The organism is Paraburkholderia sp. RL17-373-BIF-A, from assembly GCF_046030175.1.
Lineage (GTDB): Bacteria > Pseudomonadota > Gammaproteobacteria > Burkholderiales > Burkholderiaceae > Paraburkholderia.
Map to the genome: position 1 here is coordinate 269,316 of NZ_JARESO010000003.1, position 20,106 is coordinate 289,421.

The 20,106-nt window shown below is 62.2% G+C and carries 15 protein-coding genes; 10 read left to right on the forward strand and 5 right to left on the reverse strand.

Annotation, left to right across the window (positions count from 1 at the left end; translation table 11 throughout):
• The first annotated feature begins 121 nt into the window (after positions 1 to 121).
• Positions 122 to 1,273: an efflux RND transporter periplasmic adaptor subunit gene (locus tag P0D80_RS05415; protein ID WP_408281852.1), complete on the forward strand. Its 1,152-nt coding sequence runs from the start codon at positions 122 to 124 to the stop codon at positions 1,271 to 1,273.
• A gap of 12 nt (positions 1,274 to 1,285) precedes the next feature.
• Positions 1,286 to 4,363 (forward strand): efflux RND transporter permease subunit, encoded by a 3,078-nt coding sequence (locus P0D80_RS05420; protein ID WP_408281854.1) that lies wholly within the window; start codon positions 1,286 to 1,288, stop codon positions 4,361 to 4,363.
• A 7-nt stretch (positions 4,364 to 4,370) separates the two neighbouring features.
• Here P0D80_RS05420 and P0D80_RS05425 read toward each other — a convergent pair whose 3' ends face one another.
• Positions 4,371 to 5,858, reverse strand: a complete 1,488-nt coding sequence (locus tag P0D80_RS05425; protein WP_408281856.1) for an alkaline phosphatase family protein — start codon at positions 5,856 to 5,858, stop codon at positions 4,371 to 4,373.
• A 369-nt stretch (positions 5,859 to 6,227) separates the two neighbouring features.
• Between P0D80_RS05425 and P0D80_RS05430 the strand changes: the two genes are divergently transcribed.
• From P0D80_RS05430 to P0D80_RS05440, 3 genes are all read left to right on the forward strand, one after another.
• Positions 6,228 to 7,103 carry a glutamate/aspartate ABC transporter substrate-binding protein gene (locus P0D80_RS05430; protein WP_408281857.1) on the forward strand — a complete coding sequence of 292 codons (876 nt, stop codon included), beginning with the start codon at positions 6,228 to 6,230 and terminating at the stop codon, positions 7,101 to 7,103.
• 103 nt (positions 7,104 to 7,206) lie between these two features.
• Positions 7,207 to 7,620 (forward strand): DUF302 domain-containing protein, encoded by a 414-nt coding sequence (locus P0D80_RS05435; protein ID WP_408281858.1) that lies wholly within the window; start codon positions 7,207 to 7,209, stop codon positions 7,618 to 7,620.
• 228 nt (positions 7,621 to 7,848) lie between these two features.
• Entirely contained in the window at positions 7,849 to 8,301 is a 453-nt protein-coding gene (locus P0D80_RS05440) for a winged helix-turn-helix transcriptional regulator (protein ID WP_408250697.1), read from the forward strand.
• Between the two features lie 49 nt (positions 8,302 to 8,350).
• Here the strand turns inward: P0D80_RS05440 and P0D80_RS05445 are convergent, their stop codons facing one another.
• Complete coding sequence (locus tag P0D80_RS05445; protein ID WP_408281860.1) at positions 8,351 to 9,082, reverse strand: SDR family NAD(P)-dependent oxidoreductase; 732 nt, start codon at positions 9,080 to 9,082, stop codon at positions 8,351 to 8,353.
• An 87-nt stretch (positions 9,083 to 9,169) separates the two neighbouring features.
• Positions 9,170 to 10,366 carry an MFS transporter gene (locus tag P0D80_RS05450; RefSeq protein ID WP_408281862.1) on the reverse strand — a complete coding sequence of 399 codons (1,197 nt, stop codon included), beginning with the start codon at positions 10,364 to 10,366 and terminating at the stop codon, positions 9,170 to 9,172.
• Positions 10,367 to 10,728: 362 nt separating this feature from the next.
• Between P0D80_RS05450 and P0D80_RS05455 the strand changes: the two genes are divergently transcribed.
• The 4 genes from P0D80_RS05455 to P0D80_RS05470 all read left to right on the forward strand — a co-directional run bounded on the left by P0D80_RS05455 (position 10,729) and on the right by P0D80_RS05470 (position 14,173).
• The gene (locus P0D80_RS05455; protein ID WP_408281864.1) at positions 10,729 to 11,559 is read left to right on the forward strand and encodes an enoyl-CoA hydratase/isomerase family protein; all 831 of its coding nucleotides are present in this window, start codon (positions 10,729 to 10,731) and stop codon (positions 11,557 to 11,559) included.
• A gap of 350 nt (positions 11,560 to 11,909) precedes the next feature.
• Positions 11,910 to 12,299 (forward strand): DUF6232 family protein, encoded by a 390-nt coding sequence (locus P0D80_RS05460; RefSeq protein ID WP_408176990.1) that lies wholly within the window; start codon positions 11,910 to 11,912, stop codon positions 12,297 to 12,299.
• 165 nt (positions 12,300 to 12,464) lie between these two features.
• Entirely contained in the window at positions 12,465 to 12,827 is a 363-nt protein-coding gene (locus P0D80_RS05465; RefSeq protein WP_132382190.1) for a hypothetical protein, read from the forward strand.
• A 254-nt stretch (positions 12,828 to 13,081) separates the two neighbouring features.
• Positions 13,082 to 14,173 (forward strand): hypothetical protein, encoded by a 1,092-nt coding sequence (locus P0D80_RS05470; RefSeq protein WP_408281866.1) that lies wholly within the window; start codon positions 13,082 to 13,084, stop codon positions 14,171 to 14,173.
• Positions 14,174 to 14,266: 93 nt separating this feature from the next.
• Here the strand turns inward: P0D80_RS05470 and P0D80_RS05475 are convergent, their stop codons facing one another.
• Positions 14,267 to 16,720: a glycogen/starch/alpha-glucan phosphorylase gene (locus P0D80_RS05475; RefSeq protein WP_408281867.1), complete on the reverse strand. Its 2,454-nt coding sequence runs from the start codon at positions 16,718 to 16,720 to the stop codon at positions 14,267 to 14,269.
• Positions 16,721 to 17,450: 730 nt separating this feature from the next.
• Between P0D80_RS05475 and P0D80_RS05480 the strand changes: the two genes are divergently transcribed.
• Entirely contained in the window at positions 17,451 to 18,818 is a 1,368-nt protein-coding gene (locus P0D80_RS05480) for an MFS transporter (RefSeq protein WP_408177225.1), read from the forward strand.
• A 233-nt stretch (positions 18,819 to 19,051) separates the two neighbouring features.
• Here P0D80_RS05480 and ltaE read toward each other — a convergent pair whose 3' ends face one another.
• Positions 19,052 to 20,059 carry a low-specificity L-threonine aldolase gene (gene ltaE, locus P0D80_RS05485; protein WP_408176988.1) on the reverse strand — a complete coding sequence of 336 codons (1,008 nt, stop codon included), beginning with the start codon at positions 20,057 to 20,059 and terminating at the stop codon, positions 19,052 to 19,054.
• Positions 20,060 to 20,106: the final 47 nt, after the last annotated feature.

The following is a 20,106-nucleotide window of genomic DNA, read 5'->3' on the forward strand; positions in this document are numbered from 1 at the left end:
ATTGCCATAGCCCGACGGGACACTCGCTTCACCGCTCTTTGCAACACGCGCCGTCAGAAACGAAGGAACGAAAGGACGAACCGTCCGGCGCTTTCGCCCAATGCCGTGCAAGGACATCACGATGACCGAAAGAAAACCGCTGACAAAACGGATGGTGATCATGCTGATCTGTGTCGGCCTGCTGCTGGCCGCGCTCGTCGGCTTCAACGTGTTTCGCACGCATATGTTCGCCAAGTTCATGGCGGGCAACTCGGCGCCGCCCGCCACCGTCTCGGCAGTCGTCGCCGGTTATCAGCAATGGCAGCCGCAGCTTGCGGCGGTCGGCAGCCTGCGCGCCGTGCGCGGCGTCGATGTCACCACCGAAGTCGCGGGCCTCGTGCGCGAGGTGGCATTCAGTTCGGGACAGGAAGCGAAAGCCGGACAAGTGCTTGTCAGGCTCAACGCGGACAGCGACGTGGCGCTGCTCCAGTCGCTCCAGGCAGCCGCAGAACTCGCGCAGACGGTCTACACGCGCGACAAGGCGCAGTACGACATCAAGGCGATCGCCAAGGCGCAGCTCGACGCGGACGCCGCCGACCTCAAGGGCAAGAAGGCGCAAGTCGCGCAACAGGCCGCGCTTGTCGACAAGAAGATCATTCGCGCGCCGTTTGCGGGACGTCTCGGCATCACCACGATCAATCCGGGGCAGTACATCAATCCGGGCGATGCGATCGTCACGTTGCAGGCAATCGATCCGATCTACGCCGATTTCTACGTGCCACAGCAGCAGCTCGGCCAGCTCGCGATCGGCCAGACCATCGTGGTCGACACCAATGCCTACAGCGGGCAAACGTTCAAGGGCAAGATCCAGTCGGTCAGCCCGAAGGTCGACAGCACCACGCGCAACGTGCAGATCGAAGCCAGCGTGGACAACCACGAGCGCAAGCTGCTGCCGGGCATGTACGCGAACGTGAAGATCGACGCGGGCGCCGGACAGCGCTACCTGACGCTCCCGCAAACCGCGATCACTTACAACCCCTATGGCGCGACCGTGTTCATCGTCAAGCCGGGCACGCAACCCAATGCACAGGGCAAGGCGCTGCCCGTCGCGCAGCAGGTGTTCGTCACGCCTGGCCCGACGCGCGGCGATCAGGTCGCGATCCTCAAAGGCGTCGAGGCCGGCACGCAGGTCGTGACGAGCGGTCAGCTCAAGCTGAAGAACGGCACGCCGCTCGTCATCAACAACAGCGTGCAGCCGTCGGACAATCCGAACCCGGCGCCCCAGGAACAATAGAGAGACCGCGCGATGACCTTCACCGATCTCTTTATCCGCCGGCCCGTGCTTGCCTCGGTCGTCAGCCTGCTGATCCTCGTGCTCGGGTTGCGCTCGCTGGCCGCGCTGAAAGTCAGCCAGTATCCGCAGACCGAAAACGCCATCGTGACGATCACCACGGCCTACTACGGGGCGAGCGCCGACACCATCGCCGGCTTCATCACGCAGCCGCTCGAGTCGGCGATTGCCCAGGCGCAAGGCATCGACTACATGTCGTCGACGAGCAGCACCGGCGTGTCGACCATTATCGCAACGCTGCGCCTGAACTACGACGCGAACCGCGCGCTGACCGAGATCAATACGCAGATCGGCTCGGTGCGCAACCAGTTGCCGCCGCAGGCGCAGCAGCCGGTGCTGACGATACAGACCGGGCAGACCACCGACGCGATGTACATGGGCTTTTACAGCGACGTGCTGCCGAGCAACAACGTCACGGACTACCTGTTACGCGTCATCAAGCCCAAGCTCGATTCGATCGAAGGCGTGCAGACGGCTGAAATCCTCGGCGGCCGGCAGTTCGCGTTGCGCGCGTGGCTCGACGCGACGCGGCTCGCCGCCCACGGCGTGACGGCAGCCGACGTCTTCACGGCGCTCGGCAACAACAACTATCTCGCGACGCTCGGCACGACCAAGGGGCAAATGGTCAGCGTCGATCTGAACGCGGGCACGGACCTGCACACCGTCGACGACTTCAAGCAACTCGTCGTCAAACAGAAGAACGGCGCGATCGTGCGCCTCGAAGACGTCGCGAACGTCGTGCTCGGCGCCGACAGCTACGACTTCAATGTCGCGTTCAGCGGCAAGCGTTCGGTGTTCATCGGCATCAAGGTCGCGCCGGACGCCAATATTCTCGATGTCGCCAAGCGCGTGAAGGCCATCTTTCCGGGGCTGCAGAAGCAGTTCCCGACCGGCATGACGGGCGAGATCGTTTATGACGCAACCGATTTCATCAACACCGCGATCGTCGAAGTCATCAAGACGCTGGTCGAGGCGCTGCTGATCGTCACCGCGGTGATTTTCCTGTTCCTCGGCAGCTTGCGCGCGGTCGTCGTGCCGCTGATCGCGATGCCGTTGTCGCTCATCGGCACGTTCTTCGTGATGCAGTTTCTCGGCTATTCGATCAATCTGCTGACACTGCTCGCGCTCGTGCTCGCGATCGGGCTCGTGGTGGACGACGCGATCATCGTCGTCGAGAACGTCGATCGCCACATGAAGGAGGAAGGCAAGGCGCCATTCGAGGCCGCGCTGATCGCCGCGCGCGAACTCGGCGGCCCGATCCTCGCGATGACCGTCGTGCTGATCGCCGTGTATGCGCCGATCGGTTTTCAGGGCGGCCTGACCGGCGCCCTCTTCACCGAGTTCGCGTTCTCGCTGGCCGGCGCGGTGACGGTGTCCGGCGTGATCGCGCTCACGTTGTCGCCGATGATGTGCTCGCGCTTTTTTCGCGCGGACCAGGAGTCGAGGCGCTTCGCGCGCTTCGTCGACCGCCAGTTCGAACGCCTTCATCGTGGCTACGGCCGTCTGTTGCACGCGACGCTCGACACCTGGCCCGTATTCACCGTGATGGGCGCGCTGCTGCTCGGCGGAACGGTCTACCTGTTCATGACGTCGAAATCGGAACTCGCGCCGCAGGAGGATCAGGGCATCGTACTGTCGCAGATCCAGGGGCCGCCGAACGCGACCATCCAGCAGATGCAGACGTACGCGGACCAGGTATTCGACATATCCAAGGCCTTGCCTGAATACTCGCAGATGTTCCAGCTCACGGGCTCACCGACACTCAACCAGGGAATCGGCGGGGTGCTGTTCAAGACATGGGATCAGCGCAGCAAGGGCGCGACCGCGTTGCAACAGGAATTGCAGCAGAAATGGAATGAGATTGCCGGGGCACGTGTCGCGGCATTCCAGTTTCCGCCGCTGCCGGGCTCGCAGGGCTTGCCGGTGCAGTTCGTCATCAGCACGACCGAGCCTTTCGAGAACCTCAACGAGGTATCGCAGGCAGTTCTGCAACAAGCCCGCGCGAGCGGGATGTTTTTCTTCGTCGACAGCGATCTCAAGCTCGACAAGCCGGAAGCCACGCTCGTCGTCGACCGCGACAAGGTCGCTTCGCTCGGCCTCTCGCAGAGCGACGTCGGGCAGGCCCTCGGGTCGGCGCTCGGCGGCGGCTATGTCAACTACTTCTCGATCGCCGGGCGCTCGTACAAGGTGATTCCGCAGGTATTGCAGACCGACCGCCTGAATCCTTCACAGGTGCTCGATTACTACCTGCGCACGCCGGACGGCAGTGTCATGCCGGCTTCGACGATTGCGCATCTCGAACACAACGTCGTGCCGGAATCGATCAACCACTTCCAGCAACTCAACTCGGCGACGATCTCCGGCGTGATCGTGCCGGGCGTGTCACAAGGCGAGGTCCTCGACTTTCTGCGCAAGGCGACCGCACAGGCAGCACCAGCAGGCTATTCGGCGGACTACTCGGGGCAATCGCGGCAGTTCGTGCAGGAGTCCGGCGGTTTCGTCATCACGCTGATGTTCGCGACGATCATCGTGTTCCTTGCGCTCGCGGCCCAGTTCGAAAGTTTCCGCGACCCGATCGTGATTCTGATTTCGGTGCCGATGGCGCTCTTCGGCGCGCTGATCTTCATCAACATCGGCTTGACGACGCTGAACATCTACACGCAGGTCGGGCTCGTCACGCTGATGGGGCTCGTCAGCAAGCACGGCATTCTGATCGTCCAGTTCGCCAACGAACTGCAACATGCCGGCAGATCGAAGCGCGAAGCCCTGGAAGAGGCGGCCGGCGTGCGGCTGCGCCCGATTCTGATGACCACGGCGGCGATGGTGCTCGGCGTCCTGCCGCTCGTGGTCGCCTCCGGGGCAGGCGCCGCGGGCCGCAATGCGATGGGCCTCGTGATCTTCACGGGGCTGTCGATCGGTACGCTCTTCACGTTGTTCGTGGTGCCCGCGATGTATATGTTTCTCGCCGCCGATCATCATCAGGACGCCGGAGCGCCGAAGGCGGGTCAAGGCAATCCAGCCGATCACGCTTGACGCCAGGTTACTTCGGGCTCGGGAACCCAAGAGCGTCCGCCTTCGTTCTGAGCTCCGCGAAACGGCCGCCCACCGGGCTCACTGCCGTATCGGGGACGGTGCTTCCTGGCGTGACCTGGCTCTTGTCCAGTTCTCCGATGCCGGTCACGGCCGAAGCGCCGGTGGACGCCGACGCCGCGCACGCCGCGCCGAAAACACCCTGCGTGACGGCGATGGCAGGCGCGTCGGTACGTGGCGCGTCCGCCAGATCCAACGCATACGCGAGGTTGACCGTTCCCGGATCGCTTCCCCGCACGCCGAGCGGGTCGAGCCCGAAGCGCCAGGCAAGCAGTTGATGGATCGAACTAGGATCGAACGGATAGCGCGACACGCTGTTCGCCCGCACACGCGGTCCGAGCAGCACGCAAGGCACGCGAAACCCGAGCCGCCCGTCGTTGCCCAACGCGCTTTCGGCGGCCGACACCGTCCTTATCGGCGGCGCGACATGTTCCATGAAGCCGCCCCACTCGTCGTAGACGATGATCACGAGCGTCTTGCTCCAGTTCGGGCTGGTGCGCAGCGCATCGTAGATCTGCCCCAACAGCACCTGGCCGTTGCGGACGTCGGCATGCGGATGGTCGTCGTTCGACGTCCCCTGTGCTTCGCCGCCGAAACTCGGATCGACCATACAGAACGACGGCAAGGTGCCCGCGGCGGCATCGGTCAGGAAATCGGCAAACAGCTTCGAACGGCCGACATAGCGGGTTCCGTAGAGCGCCGTGAACGGCACGTCGTGGAAGTAGTAGGTCGACGAGATGTTCTTCGCGTCGAGACGGTCCCAGATGGTCGGCAATGACGAGGTGTCGAGCGTGTCGGAAAGGCGGTCCGTTTCACCACTATGCAGGTAGACGCGATTCGGGTAGGTGTCGGCAAGAATGCCGCTCATGTAATAGTCGCAGACGGTGTATTGCGCGACAGCCCCCTGGTAGAACTCCAGATCCGTGGCCTGGAAATAGCCGATCGGCAGCAAGTCGCCAGGCGTGAGGCTGGTGGCCGGCGTCAGCAGGAAGCCGTTCATTGCGCCGTTTGCAAGGTGGGTGCGCCCGGCGTCGTACGCGTGATCCGGGTCCGCGTATGCGCAGCCCTGGAAGCCATAGGCCGCATTTGCCGTGAGCGCGAACGACGCGCGGGCCGTGCCGAACGCATCAGTCAACGTGCGCCCAGCCTGCGCGCTTTCGGCGTTCGGCACCCAGCCGAGCAGATGATCGAAGGAACGGTTTTCCATCGTGACGAGGACGATATGGTCGATGCCGGAAGTCGACGGATCGGGCAATGGAGGACGCGGAAGATTGGCGCGATCTGGCGGGATCGCTCCGATCGCAGGATTGGTCGACCCGCCTGACCCGGAGTTGCCGCCGCCACCTCCGCCGCAAGCCGACAACGCAATAGAACTTGCCAGCGCAGCGAGAATTTTCCGGCGTGCAGGATCAGGCGGATTGGTGGGCCGAGTGCTCATTTTGTTTGTCTCCAGGGTCGATGTGTAATTCGCGCGGCTGTATTCGTTCGTGCCGCCGCGCGACTCCGTCGACCGAAGTAGCATTTAACGTTCCCCTCCCCCGAGCGGATTCCGGCCGCGATGCGACAGGCGAAATCACACGCATTCGCAGACGTGGATTGCAGCGCAGCGTGACCGGCCCTTGTGAGGCACCCGTCGACCCCCTGTGCCGCTCGTGCAATCAAAGCGGCCAAATGTTTGGCGTATCAGTGGTTAACATATGTTGCATTAAATATTTTTCTGGCAACATATGTATCAAATCGGCCGCGCACACGCGCAGAGACGGGCTCTTACCACGATGGGGAAATTGTTATGAAACACAGGCTGTTGATGGCCCTCGCGACTTTTGCCGTTGTTTCGACCACCGCCTCGGCGCAGGAGACGCAGTCGACCCTGGCAAAAATCCAGAACGGAAATTCGATTTCGATCGGCCACCGCGAAACATCCGTGCCGTTTTCGTACGTTGATACGAATAATCAGGTGATCGGATTTTCCCAGGATATTTGCAACAGAATCATCGACGCGGTGAAGGCCAAGACTGGCCGCCCCGATCTGCGCGTCCGCTTCATACCGGTCACCTCGCAGAACCGCATTCCACTCGTGCAGAACGGCACCGTCGACCTCGAATGCGGGGTGACGACAAACCTGACGGCCCGGCAAAACCAGGTCGCGTTTTCCAACACGTTCTTCGTTGCCACGACGCGTCTCCTGACGCGCAAAGACTCCGGCATCAAGGATTTCGCCGATCTTACCGGCAAGACCGTCGTGACCAACCAGGGAACCACGTCAGAACGTCTCCTCAGGAAAATGAACGAGGAGAAAAAGATGAACATGCAGATCATCAGCGCGAAAGATTACGGTGAAGGCCGTGTCACGCTCGAAACCGGCCGGGCCGTGGCCTACATGATGGACGACGTCCTGCTTGCCGGTGCGCGCTCGCTGACGGCCAAGCCCGCCGATTGGGTCATTGTGGGAACGCCTGAATCGTCCGAAGCGTATGGCTTCATGCTCCGCAAGGACGACCCGGAGTTCAGGAAGCTGGTCGACGACGTCATGATTCACGAAATGAAGAGCGGCGATATCAAAACCATGTACGACAAGTGGTTCATGAAGCCGGTACCGCCGAAAGGCATCAACTTTGACTTTCCCATGAGCGAGGGACTGGAAAAATTGTACGCAGCGCCGAACGACAAGGCGTTTGATTGAGACCGGGCGAAAAATCGACCACGCTGCTTCCGGGAACACCTAAACTGAGTTGGTGCGCTCGTCTGGACTACGTCGAACGCGTACCGTCCGCATTGGAGACACCATGACCACCAACTCAACTACTGAGAGTGCCGATAACGGCATCGTCACCGTTGCAAGCGCGCGCTCCGGTGCCGCAACAGCCGAGCGTCTCCAACAGTTGATCCGGGAACGGGGGCTGATGCTTTTCAGCTGCATCGATTTCAGTGGCGACGCCGAGCGAGCCGGGCTCGCGCTAAGCTTCAGTCAACTCGTGATCTTCGGCAACCCCAAGGCTGGTACGCCATTGATGCAATGCGCGCCTACTGCTGCGCTGGATCTTCCGCTTAAGGTACTCGTCTGGGAGGATGCCGATGGCCGTACATGGTTGTCGTTCAACTCGATCGAGTATCTCCGCCAACGTCATGGACTTCCGGATGATTTGATGAAGCCACTCAGTGGCGTGGTCGCTCTGGTCGAGGCAGCCGCTGCGCATTGACGGAGGCGGAGAAAGACAATCCATCGCCCGCAGAACAGGCCTCCCACCAGCAATAACCATCGCGGCAGGCCCGATTCGGGCGAGCCGATCGCAGTCCTGCGACAGAGCCTCTCCTGGCGGGTGCAATGACGAGATAGTCATCGCGAAGACTCTCTCATGCCTCCATCATGTTGGTTCAATAAAGATACCAGATATGATATGCTAGGGCATAGTCAAGCAGGATCAGCCATGAAACGCAAAAGTCTCGAAGGGAATCTCTGTGCGATCGCCCGGGCGCTCGATGAAATTGGCGACTGGTGGTCGTTGCTCATCATCCGCGACGCGACGGCCGGCATAGGCCGCTTCAGCGAGTTCCAGCGCAGTCTTGGCATCCCCAAAAATATCCTGTCGGCCCGTCTGAAATCAATGGTCGAACAGGGGGTGATGGAAATTGTCCCCGCCTCGGATGGCAGCGCTTACCAGGAGTATGCGCTGACCAGCAAAGGAGAGGCTTTGCTCCCCGTGCTTGTCGCGCTCGGTCAGTGGGGCGCTGAATATCTGTTCGAACCCGGGGAACGCGGCTCCATCCCTTTGGATGCCAAGAAAAAGCGGCCTCTCAAGCGGCTCGCGATGGTGTCGGAAGACGGGCGCCATCTCCATCCGAAGGATGTTCTGGTGCCCCGCATCGTCTTCATGAACTAGCCGGCGGAGAGGACCGCATCGGTTTAAAGAATGGACTCATCCAGACGCGTCAGAACGATTCCTTGAACGGCCGCAGGTCGATCTCGTGAGTCCACGCAGTCGGGTGTTGCAGATACAGTTGCCAGTAAGTCTCGGCAATAGCATCGATGTTCAACAGGCCATCCGTTCCTCGCTGGGCAACGGCGTCTGGACGCAGGTTTTTCAGCCTGGTTCCGTTGATGCCACCATCGATCACCACATGAGCGACATGCAGGCCTTGTGGTCCGAATTCCCTCGCCATGCTCTGGCTTACCATGCGAAGTCCCGCCTTCGCCGCTGCAAAATGCGCGTAGCCGGGCTTTCCTCTCAAGCTACCTGACGCTCCGGTGAAGATGATCGTACCCCGGCGTTGAGGCAACATAAGGTTCGCCGCCTCTTTGCCGACCAGAAAACCGGCAAGACAGCCCACACGCCAAAAGTCCTCGAATTGAGCGCTGGACACTTCCTGAAACGGGATGTGCTGGTTGTTTCCGGCGTTGAAGACGACGACACTGGCTGGTGAGCGCCCGACACCAGGAGACGACGCCAGTTCGAATAGCCGCAGGACATCCTCTTCCTTCGTAGCATCCACCTGAACCGGCGTTCCATTTCCGTCAGCGAGGCCTGCCACTACCTGTTCGAGCTTGCTCATAGTACGGCCGCCCACTAGCACATGGAAGCCACCACGCGCGAATCGGCGTGCGACTGCGGCGCCAAGGCCTTCCTCCGAGCCAACGCCCACCACTACTGCGGTTGGTTGCATTTCCATCTCCTGTCAAGTCAACACATCGAGCACAGCACGATCGAAAAGAGTTCGGCGTTCGTTACTAGCGTGAGAAGGGTATCCATCTCACGCGACGGCAGCCTGCGGATTCGTACGGCCGACGATGTAGACCATCACGACCGCAAGGGCCAGGATCAGGACACCGAGCCACATCGAACCGCGCAATCCAACGTTATTGACTACGATGCCTCCGGCCAGCGAGCCCAATCCTATCGACAGCTGGAACACGCTCGTGTTCATCGCCTGCGCGGCTTCAGGCGCATGCAAGGTCGCGTTATATAGCCACAGCTGAGTTCCCACGGGAGCCATTCCCCACGAAAGAGCCCATATCATCAACGCCGCGCCAGCGAAGATGGGGCTGGTTGCGAAGACTGCCATCGCAGCGAGAGACAACACGAAGATCCACACCGTGGCGACCACCGTGCTATGCAGGTTCCGCCCGGCGAAGGCACCGCCGGCAAAATTCCCGACGACAGTAGACACGCCGTACGCGAACAGCAGGCCACTGACGATAGTGGCATCGAGATGAGTGATCTGTTCCAGGTAAGGCGTGACGAAAGTGTAGCCCGCGTACTGTCCGGCAACGATGAAGATCACAGTCAAGAAGATCGCCCGGATCTTGGGGTCCTTCAGCAAGCTAAAGAAGTCACTGACGCTTACCCCTTCTTTCATCTTGAGCGTCGGAAGAAAAACGAGCTGCAAGATGAAGCAGACAGCGGCCAGGATGCTGGCGGCAAGAAATCCGTCACGCCAATCGGCATAAGCGCCGATGTAGGAGCCGGCCGGAACTGCGATCACAGAACCGATCGATATGCCGGCGAACACGAGCGACGACGCCGCGTGCACCTTCTCCGGCGCAACAAGCTTCGCTGCCGCGGTAATGGAGATGGCCCAGAACCCACCTACCCCAATGCCAAGGATGATGCGGGCGATCAGTAGCGTCGCGAAGCTTCCGGCTGTCCACGACAATACGCTGGAAATGATGAGCAAGACCGTGAGACCAAGCAGGACCAGCTTGCGGTCGGCTTTGCCGATTGCAATCGCCGTTACCGGCGCGGCGATAAAGCCGAGTACCGCGGTGGCAGTGACCGCTAGCCCGGCTGTTCCTTCGGCCACGCCCAGATCGCGGGAGATTCCCGACAGCAACCCAACCGGCAGAAACTCGGTGACAACCAGCGAGAGCGCGCCAAGCGCAATGGCCAACACGCCAGGCCATGAATACTCCTGGGTGTTGTCGTCTGAAACTTGTTGTTGAAGTGACATTGCTCTCTTCCTCTAAGCTAAAAAATCACTGAAGCCAATCCAGCGTCGGATCGATTGCCTCTCGGTACACGATCGATCAATTCGGTTTGATCTTATTGTATCTAGTTTTGTTATACAACCACAACGAGATGATTTTTGTGCATGACCATCATGCACGAAATAGATCGAATGTCCTTTAATTACCCCATTTTTCCACGGGCATCACCCTCGTAATCGACAACATACCATTCCAAAATTTCTCCCACTAGCTGGTTGCGTTACTAAACCATTGTTGTTACGCTTCTCCACATGGTTTCATAACGAAACCAGATAACGGACCTCTTGCCAACGTGGCTCGGCCGCAAAATCACTTGGAGAAACACATGACTTCCAACCAGAACAGACTGTCGATCGACGCTGTGACCCCCAGCTATTGGCGCGTGATCATCGAGAATCCGCCAATCAATCTCTACGATCCGGAGATGTTCGCGGAACTCAATGTCCTGATGGACAAGATCGACGCCGACCGTGATCTGAAGGTTGTTGTCTTTGAAAGTGCCAACCCCGATTACTTCGTTGCGCATTACGATCTCGATCGTGGCGAGGTCATCCCGGAACAACCGGGCGCCGCTGAATTTAGCGCGTGGCCGAAATTCGTCACCCGGCTGGCGCAATCGCGGGTCGTCAGCGTGGCTAAGCTTCGTGGGCGCGCCCGCGGTCACGGCTCGGAACTCGCCCTGGCATGCGACATGCGTTTCGCGTCGAAGGAAAAGACTGTGCTCGCACAGGTCGAAGTTGGCGTGGCGGTGGTCCCCGGCGGCGGCGCAACCGAATGGCTCTCCGCTCTGGCCGGTCGCTCACGCGCGCTGGAAATCATCTGCGGCGCCGACGATTTCGACGCCGACACCGCGGAGAAATATGGTTGGGTGAATCGCTCGATTCCTGACGCCGAGCTGGACGCTTTCGTCGATAACTTTGCCCGGCGTGTCGCGAGCTTCGAAAAGCGCGCGCTCGAACTCGCGAAGAAGCTCGTCAATGCCCGCGCCGGGATTCCGTCCGAAGCGGAGCGCTGGTCCTCGAATCAGGCCTTCATCGGCACGACCTCCTGGCCGGAAACGCAGGCTCTGATCGGCAAAATGTACGAGAAAGGTCTGCAGAAGGAAGGCGACTTCGAGCTTCGGCTGGGTCATCACGTCGGGCACGTGGCGCGATAAGCAAGCCTACGACTTCACGCCCCCAAGTGGCGCCATCGGTGGAATGGCGCCGCTTTGCATATGGGAATCCGGGATGTACGCCCGATCGTCTACGTAGCCCGTGACTAATGGTCGCCCAGGGAGCCTTACTTCCGAAGCGTGAAACGATAACGACTAGTTGCGACTAATTGCCAGCAGCGCTCGGAGATCGCCCGCACCATGTGGGCAGAAAAATCCAGTGATTGCTGCTTTGAGCCGACTGCGCACGCTCCCCTTGCGCGGTCAGCCTGTGAGCCGGCGAAAGGCCCCGTAACTTTCGACATTCGAAGTCTGGTACGCTGCGGCCTTTGCTACCGCTTGCATTCGACTCGATGGAAACCCCTTTCAATGATCGTGGCGTGTCGGTCACGCGCAACGCACTCTCGTCCGCCGGCCAGGTCTTTCCGCTGCGCGATATCGTGGACGTGCGGGTCGTCACCGTGCCGAAGAACAAGGTCTTGCCGCTCACGATTTCGCTGCTTGGACTCGCCGGCGCTATTGTCGGCGCGATATTGCGCTCGCCGGTCGGCATGGTGTGCGGCACGATGCTGGTCGTGGTCGGCTGGCTCACCTGGCTGACCCAGGACATCACGCATCGTCTGATGGTGCGAACGGCGAACGGCGACCGCGAAGCGCTGTCGAGCACCGATCGCGATTTCGTCGAACGCGTCGGCGTGGCCGTGAACGAGGCGAAGGCCACGGCCGCGGCGCCGAAGGTTTGATGCCGCGGTTCGCCGCTGTTTGCCGCGTTACCACACCACACGCAGCTCGCGCGTTAACACAATTTTAATTCGCCGCGCGGCAGCTTTTGCGCTTCCTTGAGACGCGCGCCGTTATTGTGGGCGGGTGCCAACAACGCGCGCCGCCCGCCGGGTCGGCGCAACCCTATGCCCCCCTCCGTCGCCACGTCCGATCTCCCCATCACGCGCACGTCCTCGCGCACCCAGCGCGCGCCGCAAGCGCCGCACATGGCTCGCCGCACGCATATCGTCGTGCCACTCGTCATTATCGACGTCACCGTGCCCGGCAGGTCGTCGGCCGACGGACGGCGCGCGTTGCACGCCGCGCTCGGCGACGACCTGCGTCTTTATGTCGTCACCATCGACCAGCAACGCGAGCGCGTGACCTTCCGCGTCGAAGTCACCTCGCGCACCCTCGAAGACGTGATCGGCCTGCTGACCGTCAAACTCGATCGCGCCACGCTCGGCCGCGCGCAATCAACCGTGATCCGGCGTCCGCGCGACTATTGATCTAGATCGACACTTGCACGGGGCGGTTGCCCGCCGCGCCCGCGCCTTCACACATCTTTGCAATTGCACTCGAGCGGCCATGTAGAGTCGCCGCTCCTGTTATCGCGTGTTCCCTTCCGCAGGTTCGCAAGCGTCCCGGTTTCAGCGCCCGCGCCACGGCCAATCCAGCGAGATTGCCGCTCGTGCTGTCCGCCTCACAGCGTGCGATGCCTCGCCTTCGTCAGGGACCCGCCTTTTCGCAAAGCGTGTGATCTATGTTCCTGTCGTCTCTCGATACCGCGCGCCGGCATTTACGCCTCGCCCTGCGTCATTCCAGCGCGGCCGCGCTTGTCGTGACCGGGGCGCTCGCCGCACTCAGCGGCTGCGCCGTCACCTTCCCCACGCCCACGCCGCCCGCGCCAACCGCCTCCCTGATCAACGGCGGCCAGGACGGTCTGCTGATTCCGCTGCAAGTGGAGCGCGTCGACGCAGGTCACGCGCGCCTCGGCCTGCCGATCCAGCTCGATGGCAAGCCGGTGTATGTCGCACTGGACACGGGCACGCAGGGCGTGCGCGTGCTGAAGTCCGTCTTGCCGGCCACGAATTATCCGAGCGCCGGTCCATCGAGTTCGCTGCCGTTGGCGAACGGCGCGCAAGTTTCCGGCGCGGCCGTGAAACTGCCGATGAGTCTCGCGGGCACGAAGCCGGCGCAGATCGACGTACAAGCCGTCGAAATGGTGAACTGTCAGCCCAACGCCCGGCGCTGCGTAGGCATGGACGGCTACACCGGTGAATTCGGCTGGGCGTTCTCGGGTCTGTTCGGCGTTGGCGCGGCGCAATCTGATGACACGTGCTGCACGCAACCGCTGCGCGCGTTGCCCGGCAATATCGGTCAGCGCTATCTGGTGCACTCGAACTTTGCGAAACCTTACCTGGTGCTGAGTCCGTCGAGCGCGATCACGAAGGACTACACGATGGTGCCGTTGACTGTCCCCCAAGACGGCACCGCGCAATGGCCGAGAGGTTGCGTGAACGTCGGCGACAAGATGACCTTTTGCGCGCCGCTGGTGTTCGCCACGGCGAGCACCGACATGATCCGCGTCGAAATGGACAAGGCGCCGAACTGGACCGGCGACGACGAAGCGGGCAAGGTGCTCAATCAGGGCAACTACAACGCGGCGGTCGGCACGGGCAAATGGGTGCATCGCTATGAAGGCGCGCAAGTGACGATCGTCAAGGCGAAACCGGGCGCCGACCGCATCGTGATCGGCCTGATGGGCATGCAGAATATCGACGTGCTGTTCGACTTCCCGCATGGCCAGATGGGCCTGCGTGCCGCGAACGGCGTCGAGCAGTTCGCGCAGTAGCCACACTGGCTGCAGCCAGTAAAAAAAGGCCGTGCGATTCATCAACAATCGCACGGCCTTTCCACTCCGAGACTGAAACGAGGCAAGCGTCTGCTATTCGATATTCAGCGGATTCACATGCCAGATATTGCGTGCATATTCGCCGATCGTGCGATCCGACGAAAACTGACCCATGCCCGCCACATTCTCGATCGCGCTTTCGGCCCACGCGCGCTTGTCGACGAAGCGCGCGTCCACCTCGTCCTGCGCCTTGGCGAACGCGGCGAAATCGGCGAGCACCATGTAGTGATCGCCCCAATCGACCAGCGTGTGGAAAATATCCGAGAAGCGCAGCGGATCATCCGGTGAGAAGAAGCCCGTGCGGATCTGGTCGAGCGCCGTGCGCAGTTCCGCGTTTTCTTCGTAGATTTGCCGCGGCCGGTAGCCGGTGGCGCGTAGGTTGTCCACTTCGTCGGCGGTGTGGCCGAAGATGAAGATGTTCTCGCGGCCCACCGCATCGCAGATTTCGATATTCGCGCCGTCCATCGTGCCGATCGTCAACGCGCCGTTGAGCGCGAGCTTCATGTTGCCGGTGCCCGATGCCTCCGTGCCGGCCATCGAAATCTGCTCCGACAGATCGGCGGCCGGAATGATCAACTCCGCCACGCTCACGCCGTAGTTCGGCACGAACACCACTTTCAGGCGGTCGCCCACTAGCGGGTCGTGATTGACCTTCTCGCTGACGTCGCCGATCAGCTTGATGATCGTCTTCGCCATCCGGTAAGCGGACGCGGCCTTGCCGGCGAACATCACCACACGCGGCACCCAGTCGCGCTCGGGATTCGCGCGAATCTGGTTGTAGCGCACGATCACGTGCAGCACGTTGAGCAGTTGCCGCTTGTATTCGTGAATGCGCTTGACCTGCAGATCGAACAGCGCATCCGGATCGAAATGCAGTTTCGTGTGATGCGCGAGACGGTGCACGAGCCGCAATTTGTTTTGCCGCTTCGCTTCGCGGAAGGCCTCGATAAAGCGACTGTCCGTGCGCAGGTTGCGCAGTTGCTCCAGTTCGAACAGATTGCTGCGCCAATGCTTGCCGATCTGCTGATCGATCAGCGACGACAGCGACGGGCTCGCCTGCGCGAGCCAGCGGCGCGGCGTGATACCGTTGGTCACGTTGGTAAAGCGGTCCGGATAGATGCGCGCGAAGTCGGCGAAGATATCGCGCGTCATGAGTTGCGAATGCAGCTTCGAGACGCCGTTCACCTTGTGGCTCGCAACGATCGCCAGATACGCCATACGCACGCGCCGCTGCCCGTATTCGTCGACGAGCGAAATGCGGCGGATCATCTCGGCGTCATGACCCGACTGCTCGCTGACGTGCTTGAGAAATTGCGCGTTGATCTCGAAGATGATCTCGAGGTGCCGCGGCAACAGGCGCGCGAGCATCTCCACGTCCCACGTTTCGAGCGCTTCGGGCATCAGCGTGTGATTCGTGTACGAGAAGATCTGCGTGACATGCTTCCATGCCTTGTCCCACTGCAGATGGTGGACATCCACCAGCAAACGCATCAGCTCGGGAATCGCCAGCACGGGGTGCGTATCGTTCAGATGCACCGCCACTTTTTCGGAGAAGCGCCCGAACGTGCTGTGCGTGCGCTGATAGCGGCGAATCAGATCCTGCATGGTCGCCGAGACGAAAAAGTATTCCTGCCGCAGACGCAACTCGCGGCCGGCCGGTGTCGAGTCGTCCGGATACAGCAGGCGCGAGACGTTCTCCGACATGTTCTTCGTGTCGACCGCGTTGCGGTAGTCACCACGATTGAACGCGCCGAGATCGAGTTCTTCCGTCGCGCGCGCGGACCACAGGCGCAGCGTGTTGGTCGCGTCGGTTGCGTAACCCGGAATGACGGTGTCGTACGCGGTGGCGTTCACGTGCTCTGTGTCAATCCATTCGACATGCTCGCCACGCTGTACCGTGCGGCCGCCGAAGTGCACCATGTACTTGATCTCGGGCCGCGGAAACTCCCACGGATTACCCGCGCGCAACCAGTAGTCCGGCGCTTCGACCTGCTCGCCGTTGACGATCTGCTGACGAAACATGCCGTATTCGTAACGAATGCCGTAGCCGAAACCCGGAATGCCGAGCGTCGCCATCGAATCGAGAAAGCAGGCCGCCAGCCGGCCGAGGCCGCCGTTGCCGAGCGCGGCGTCCGGCTCGATATCGGTCAGCGCATCCATGTCGACGCCGAGACTCGCGAGCGCTTCCTTCATCTGGTCATGAATGCCGAGAGCGAGCAAGGCGTTCGTAAACGTCCGGCCGATCAGGAATTCCATCGACAGGTAGTAGACGCGTTTCACGTCCTGTTCGTATTGCAGGCGCGTGGTCTTCATCCAGCGCGCGACCAGCCGGTCGCGCACGGCAAGCGCCGCGGCGTGCAGCCAGTCATGCGGATGCGCGGTGACGGCGTCCTTGCCGACGCCGTACATCATGCGATTGGAAATTGAGCGCCGTAGCGCGTCGACGGTACTGTTGAGCTGGTCGAATTCCAGATCGACGGCTGTCATCGAAGCCTCCGGGAAAAAAGACGCGACATACGCGAACCGCACAGATGACGGGCGGGAGGCGCGTGCCGGTCAGGCGGGTTAAGAAGCAGAGTACGACATTCTACGACCACCGGACACTGGCGAGCGCGAGCGCTTGGTTACGCACATGCCATGCCCGCCGACATCAGCCGGCGCGGCGTTTTTTCGCACGCGCGAGGTGCAAGCCACGTGTGCGTGGCACTGCGCGCGTGCATCGGTTGCGCAAAACAGGCAAACGATTGCGAAGCGTCCACTGCGCATTGAATGGAAGGCAATGCCATTATTTTTTCGCCGCGTGACGCGCGGATGAACGAGCCGATGGGCCGGTGCGTGGTCAAATGGAAGCGCCTCGTCTGCTAAGCGATTGTGCCGGAATGGCATGTGACACCGCGAGCGCGCAGCAGTTCGCGGATGGCGGCGGGCTTGACCGTTAGTTGCATTAATGACCGCGTGATCAGCACCCTCTCCGCCCAGGTCCCAGCACGATTTCCGCGTCTCTGTAACAATCACTACATTCGTTGCGCGCCCCGCCTGAAACGCGTCAAACGCTGGATTCGGGCCAACGCGCCACACGCCTCGCAACTCCTGCCACTCCCGCGCCGCGCGCCTCGACTCGTCCGGCTGCGCGCGGGCATGCTCAACCCGACGAACCACCGCCTTGTCCGACAAACCCAGCGCCACCGCCGCCCAGCCCTTCCCCGCGGACGTTCCGATGTCCGCCGCCAACCGCCGCGCGATGGCCGCGATCATGCTCGCCGTCGCGCTCGCCACGCTCGATACCGCCATCGCCAACACCGCGCTGCCCGCCATTGCCGCGGACCTGCATGCGGCACCGGCGGCGTCGGTGTGGATCATCAATGCGTATCAGCTCGCGATGGTCGCGACGCTGCTGCCGCTCGCCGCGCTCGGCGATATCGTCGGGCATCGGCGGATCTATATCGGCGGCATTGCGCTTTTCACACTGGCTTCGCTGGCGTGCTCGCTAGCGACGACGCTGCCGCTGCTGGCCGCCGCGCGCGTCCTGCAAGGCCTCGGCGCGAGCGCGATCATGAGCGTGAACACCGCGCTGATCCGCTATCTGTTTCCGCCGCACCGGCTCGGACGCGGTCTGGGCACCAACGCGCTGATCGTCGGCGTGTCGTTCGCAGTCGGGCCGACGGTGGCGTCGCTGATTCTGTCCGTGGCCGCGTGGCCGTGGCTGTTTGCGGTCAACGTGCCGCTCGGCCTGCTGGCGTTGGGCTTCGCGTGGCCGGCGTTGCCGCACACCGAGCGCGGCAAGCACAACTTCGATCCGGTCGCGGCGCTCCTGAACGTCATCACCTTCGCCGCGTTGATCTTCGCGCTCGGCGAGGCGGCCCAGCGCGCCTCGACGCAACTGGTGCTGAGCGCGGCGGCGATTGCCGTGGTGTTCGGTCTGCTGCTGATTCGCCGCGAAGCGGGCCATCCGGCGCCGATGCTGCCCGTCGATCTGTTCAAGCGGCCGGTGTTCGCGCTGTCGGCGGTGACGGCGGTTTGCTCGTTCGCCGCGCAAGGGCTGGCGTTCGTCTCGCTGCCGTTCTACTTCGAGGACGTGCTGCATCGCAGCCAGGTCGAAACCGGCTTTCTGATGACGCCGTGGCCCGTGGTGGTCGCGCTGGCCGCGCCGCTGGCGGGCAGCCTGTCCGACCGCTATCCGCCGGGACTGCTCGGCGCGATCGGTCTCGCGGTGATGTCGGCGGGGATGGCGTCGCTGGCGCTCCTGCCGGTGCATCCGCACGTTCTCGACATCGGCATCCGCATGGCGATTTGCGGCGCGGGCTTCGGTTTCTTCCAGTCGCCGAACCTGAAGGCGTTGATGGCGAGCGCGCCGCCCGAGCGCAGCGGCGGCGCAAGCGGCATTGTCGCGACCGCGCGGCTGCTTGGGCAGACCACCGGCGCGGCGCTCGTCGCGTTGAGCTTCGGGATTGCCGGGCGGCATGGGCCGACGCTGGCGCTGAGCACCGGCGCTTTCTTCGCGGGCGCGGCGAGCCTCGCGAGCGGCCTGCGTTTGCTGGCGCCGTCGCATCGGTCGGGGGCGCATGCGAAAGCGTCGATGAAATGAAAAAAGCGGGCGCGCTGGGGTGACAGTGCGTCCGCTTTGTTTTGCTGATTCTCGTTGCTGCTTTTGTTCGGCGCCTCGTCTTGCGATCCGGCTTTGCGGCTGTTGCCAGCGGCATTGATACGCGGCGTTCCCGTGCCTCAGTCTTCACCTCGCATTGCCGACCAACTTTGCGCCCAGACTTTTGCGAGCGCGGCCGTTTAAAAACTTAAGTTCGACCGCGCTCCGCCCAAACATCACCGCGCCGCGAAATACCCCTTCACCGCGGCGATAAACGTATCGATATCCCCACGCGACACGTCCTTATGCGTCACGAATCGCGACGCATACAGCATCTGCGTGAGAATGCCGCGCTCCTTGAGCCATGCTTCGAGCGGCGCGCAGTGCTGCTGCGGAAACTGCGCAAACACCATATTAGTGGCGACCGACTGCACTTTGACCTGGTCGATGGCTTCCAGACCTGCTGCCAGATGCGCGGCATGCGCGTGGTCGTCGGCGAGGCGCTCGACGTTGTGATCCAGCGCGTAGAGACACGCCGCCGCCAATACGCCGGCCTGACGCATGCCGCCGCCCAGCACCTTGCGCCAGCGGTGCGCCACGTCGATCAGCGCGCGGCTGCCGACCAGCACCGAGCCGACCGGCGCGCCCAATCCCTTCGAAAAACAGACCGAGACCGAATCGAACGGCTCGCACAACGCCGCAACCGGCTTGCCCGACGCGACCGCCGCGTTATAGACACGCGCGCCGTCGAGATGTGCGGACAGGCCGTGCTGACGCGCAAGTTGCACCGCCTCGGCAACGTACCCCGCCGGCAACACCTTGCCGCCGATGGTGTTTTCCAGCGCCAGCAGCCGCGTACGCGCGAAGTGGTTGTCGATGGGCTTGATCGCGGCGGCGATCTTCTCCAGCGGGATCGAGCCGTCCGCGGCATTTTCGAGCGGCTGCGGCTGGATGCTGCCGAGGACCGCCGCGCCGCCGCCTTCATACTTATAGGTGTGCGCCAACTGGCCGACGATGTATTCGTCCCCGCGCGCGCAGTGCGCCATCAAGGCCGCCAGGTTGCTTTGCGTGCCGCTCGGGAAGAACAGGCCGGCCTCCTTGCCGGTGCGTTCGGCGAGCGTGGCCTGCAAACGCAACACGGTGGGGTCGTCGCCCCAGACGTCGTCGCCGACTTCGGCGGCCGTCATGGCCGCGAGCATCGCCGGCGTTGGACGGGTTACGGTATCGCTGCGTAAATCGATCATTGTGTGTTCCTGTGCGCCTGTGAATGACAGCCTATGACAGCCGGTCG

Bases quoted from the DNA above. Each gene is read 5' to 3' on its own strand.
- P0D80_RS05415 (WP_408281852.1), top strand. From the start codon at position 122: ATGACCGAAAGAAAACCGCTGACAAAACGGATGGTGATCATGCTGATC.
- P0D80_RS05420 (WP_408281854.1), top strand. From the start codon at position 1,286: ATGACCTTCACCGATCTCTTTATCCGCCGGCCCGTGCTTGCCTCGGTC.
- P0D80_RS05425 (WP_408281856.1), bottom strand. From the start codon at position 5,858: ATGAGCACTCGGCCCACCAATCCGCCTGATCCTGCACGCCGGAAAATT.
- P0D80_RS05430 (WP_408281857.1), top strand. From the start codon at position 6,228: ATGGCCCTCGCGACTTTTGCCGTTGTTTCGACCACCGCCTCGGCGCAG.
- P0D80_RS05435 (WP_408281858.1), top strand. From the start codon at position 7,207: ATGACCACCAACTCAACTACTGAGAGTGCCGATAACGGCATCGTCACC.
- P0D80_RS05440 (WP_408250697.1), top strand. From the start codon at position 7,849: ATGAAACGCAAAAGTCTCGAAGGGAATCTCTGTGCGATCGCCCGGGCG.
- P0D80_RS05445 (WP_408281860.1), bottom strand. From the start codon at position 9,082: ATGCAACCAACCGCAGTAGTGGTGGGCGTTGGCTCGGAGGAAGGCCTT.
- P0D80_RS05450 (WP_408281862.1), bottom strand. From the start codon at position 10,366: ATGTCACTTCAACAACAAGTTTCAGACGACAACACCCAGGAGTATTCA.
- P0D80_RS05455 (WP_408281864.1), top strand. From the start codon at position 10,729: ATGACTTCCAACCAGAACAGACTGTCGATCGACGCTGTGACCCCCAGC.
- P0D80_RS05460 (WP_408176990.1), top strand. From the start codon at position 11,910: ATGGAAACCCCTTTCAATGATCGTGGCGTGTCGGTCACGCGCAACGCA.
- P0D80_RS05465 (WP_132382190.1), top strand. From the start codon at position 12,465: ATGCCCCCCTCCGTCGCCACGTCCGATCTCCCCATCACGCGCACGTCC.
- P0D80_RS05470 (WP_408281866.1), top strand. From the start codon at position 13,082: ATGTTCCTGTCGTCTCTCGATACCGCGCGCCGGCATTTACGCCTCGCC.
- P0D80_RS05475 (WP_408281867.1), bottom strand. From the start codon at position 16,720: ATGACAGCCGTCGATCTGGAATTCGACCAGCTCAACAGTACCGTCGAC.
- P0D80_RS05480 (WP_408177225.1), top strand. From the start codon at position 17,451: ATGTCCGCCGCCAACCGCCGCGCGATGGCCGCGATCATGCTCGCCGTC.
- ltaE (WP_408176988.1), bottom strand. From the start codon at position 20,059: ATGATCGATTTACGCAGCGATACCGTAACCCGTCCAACGCCGGCGATG.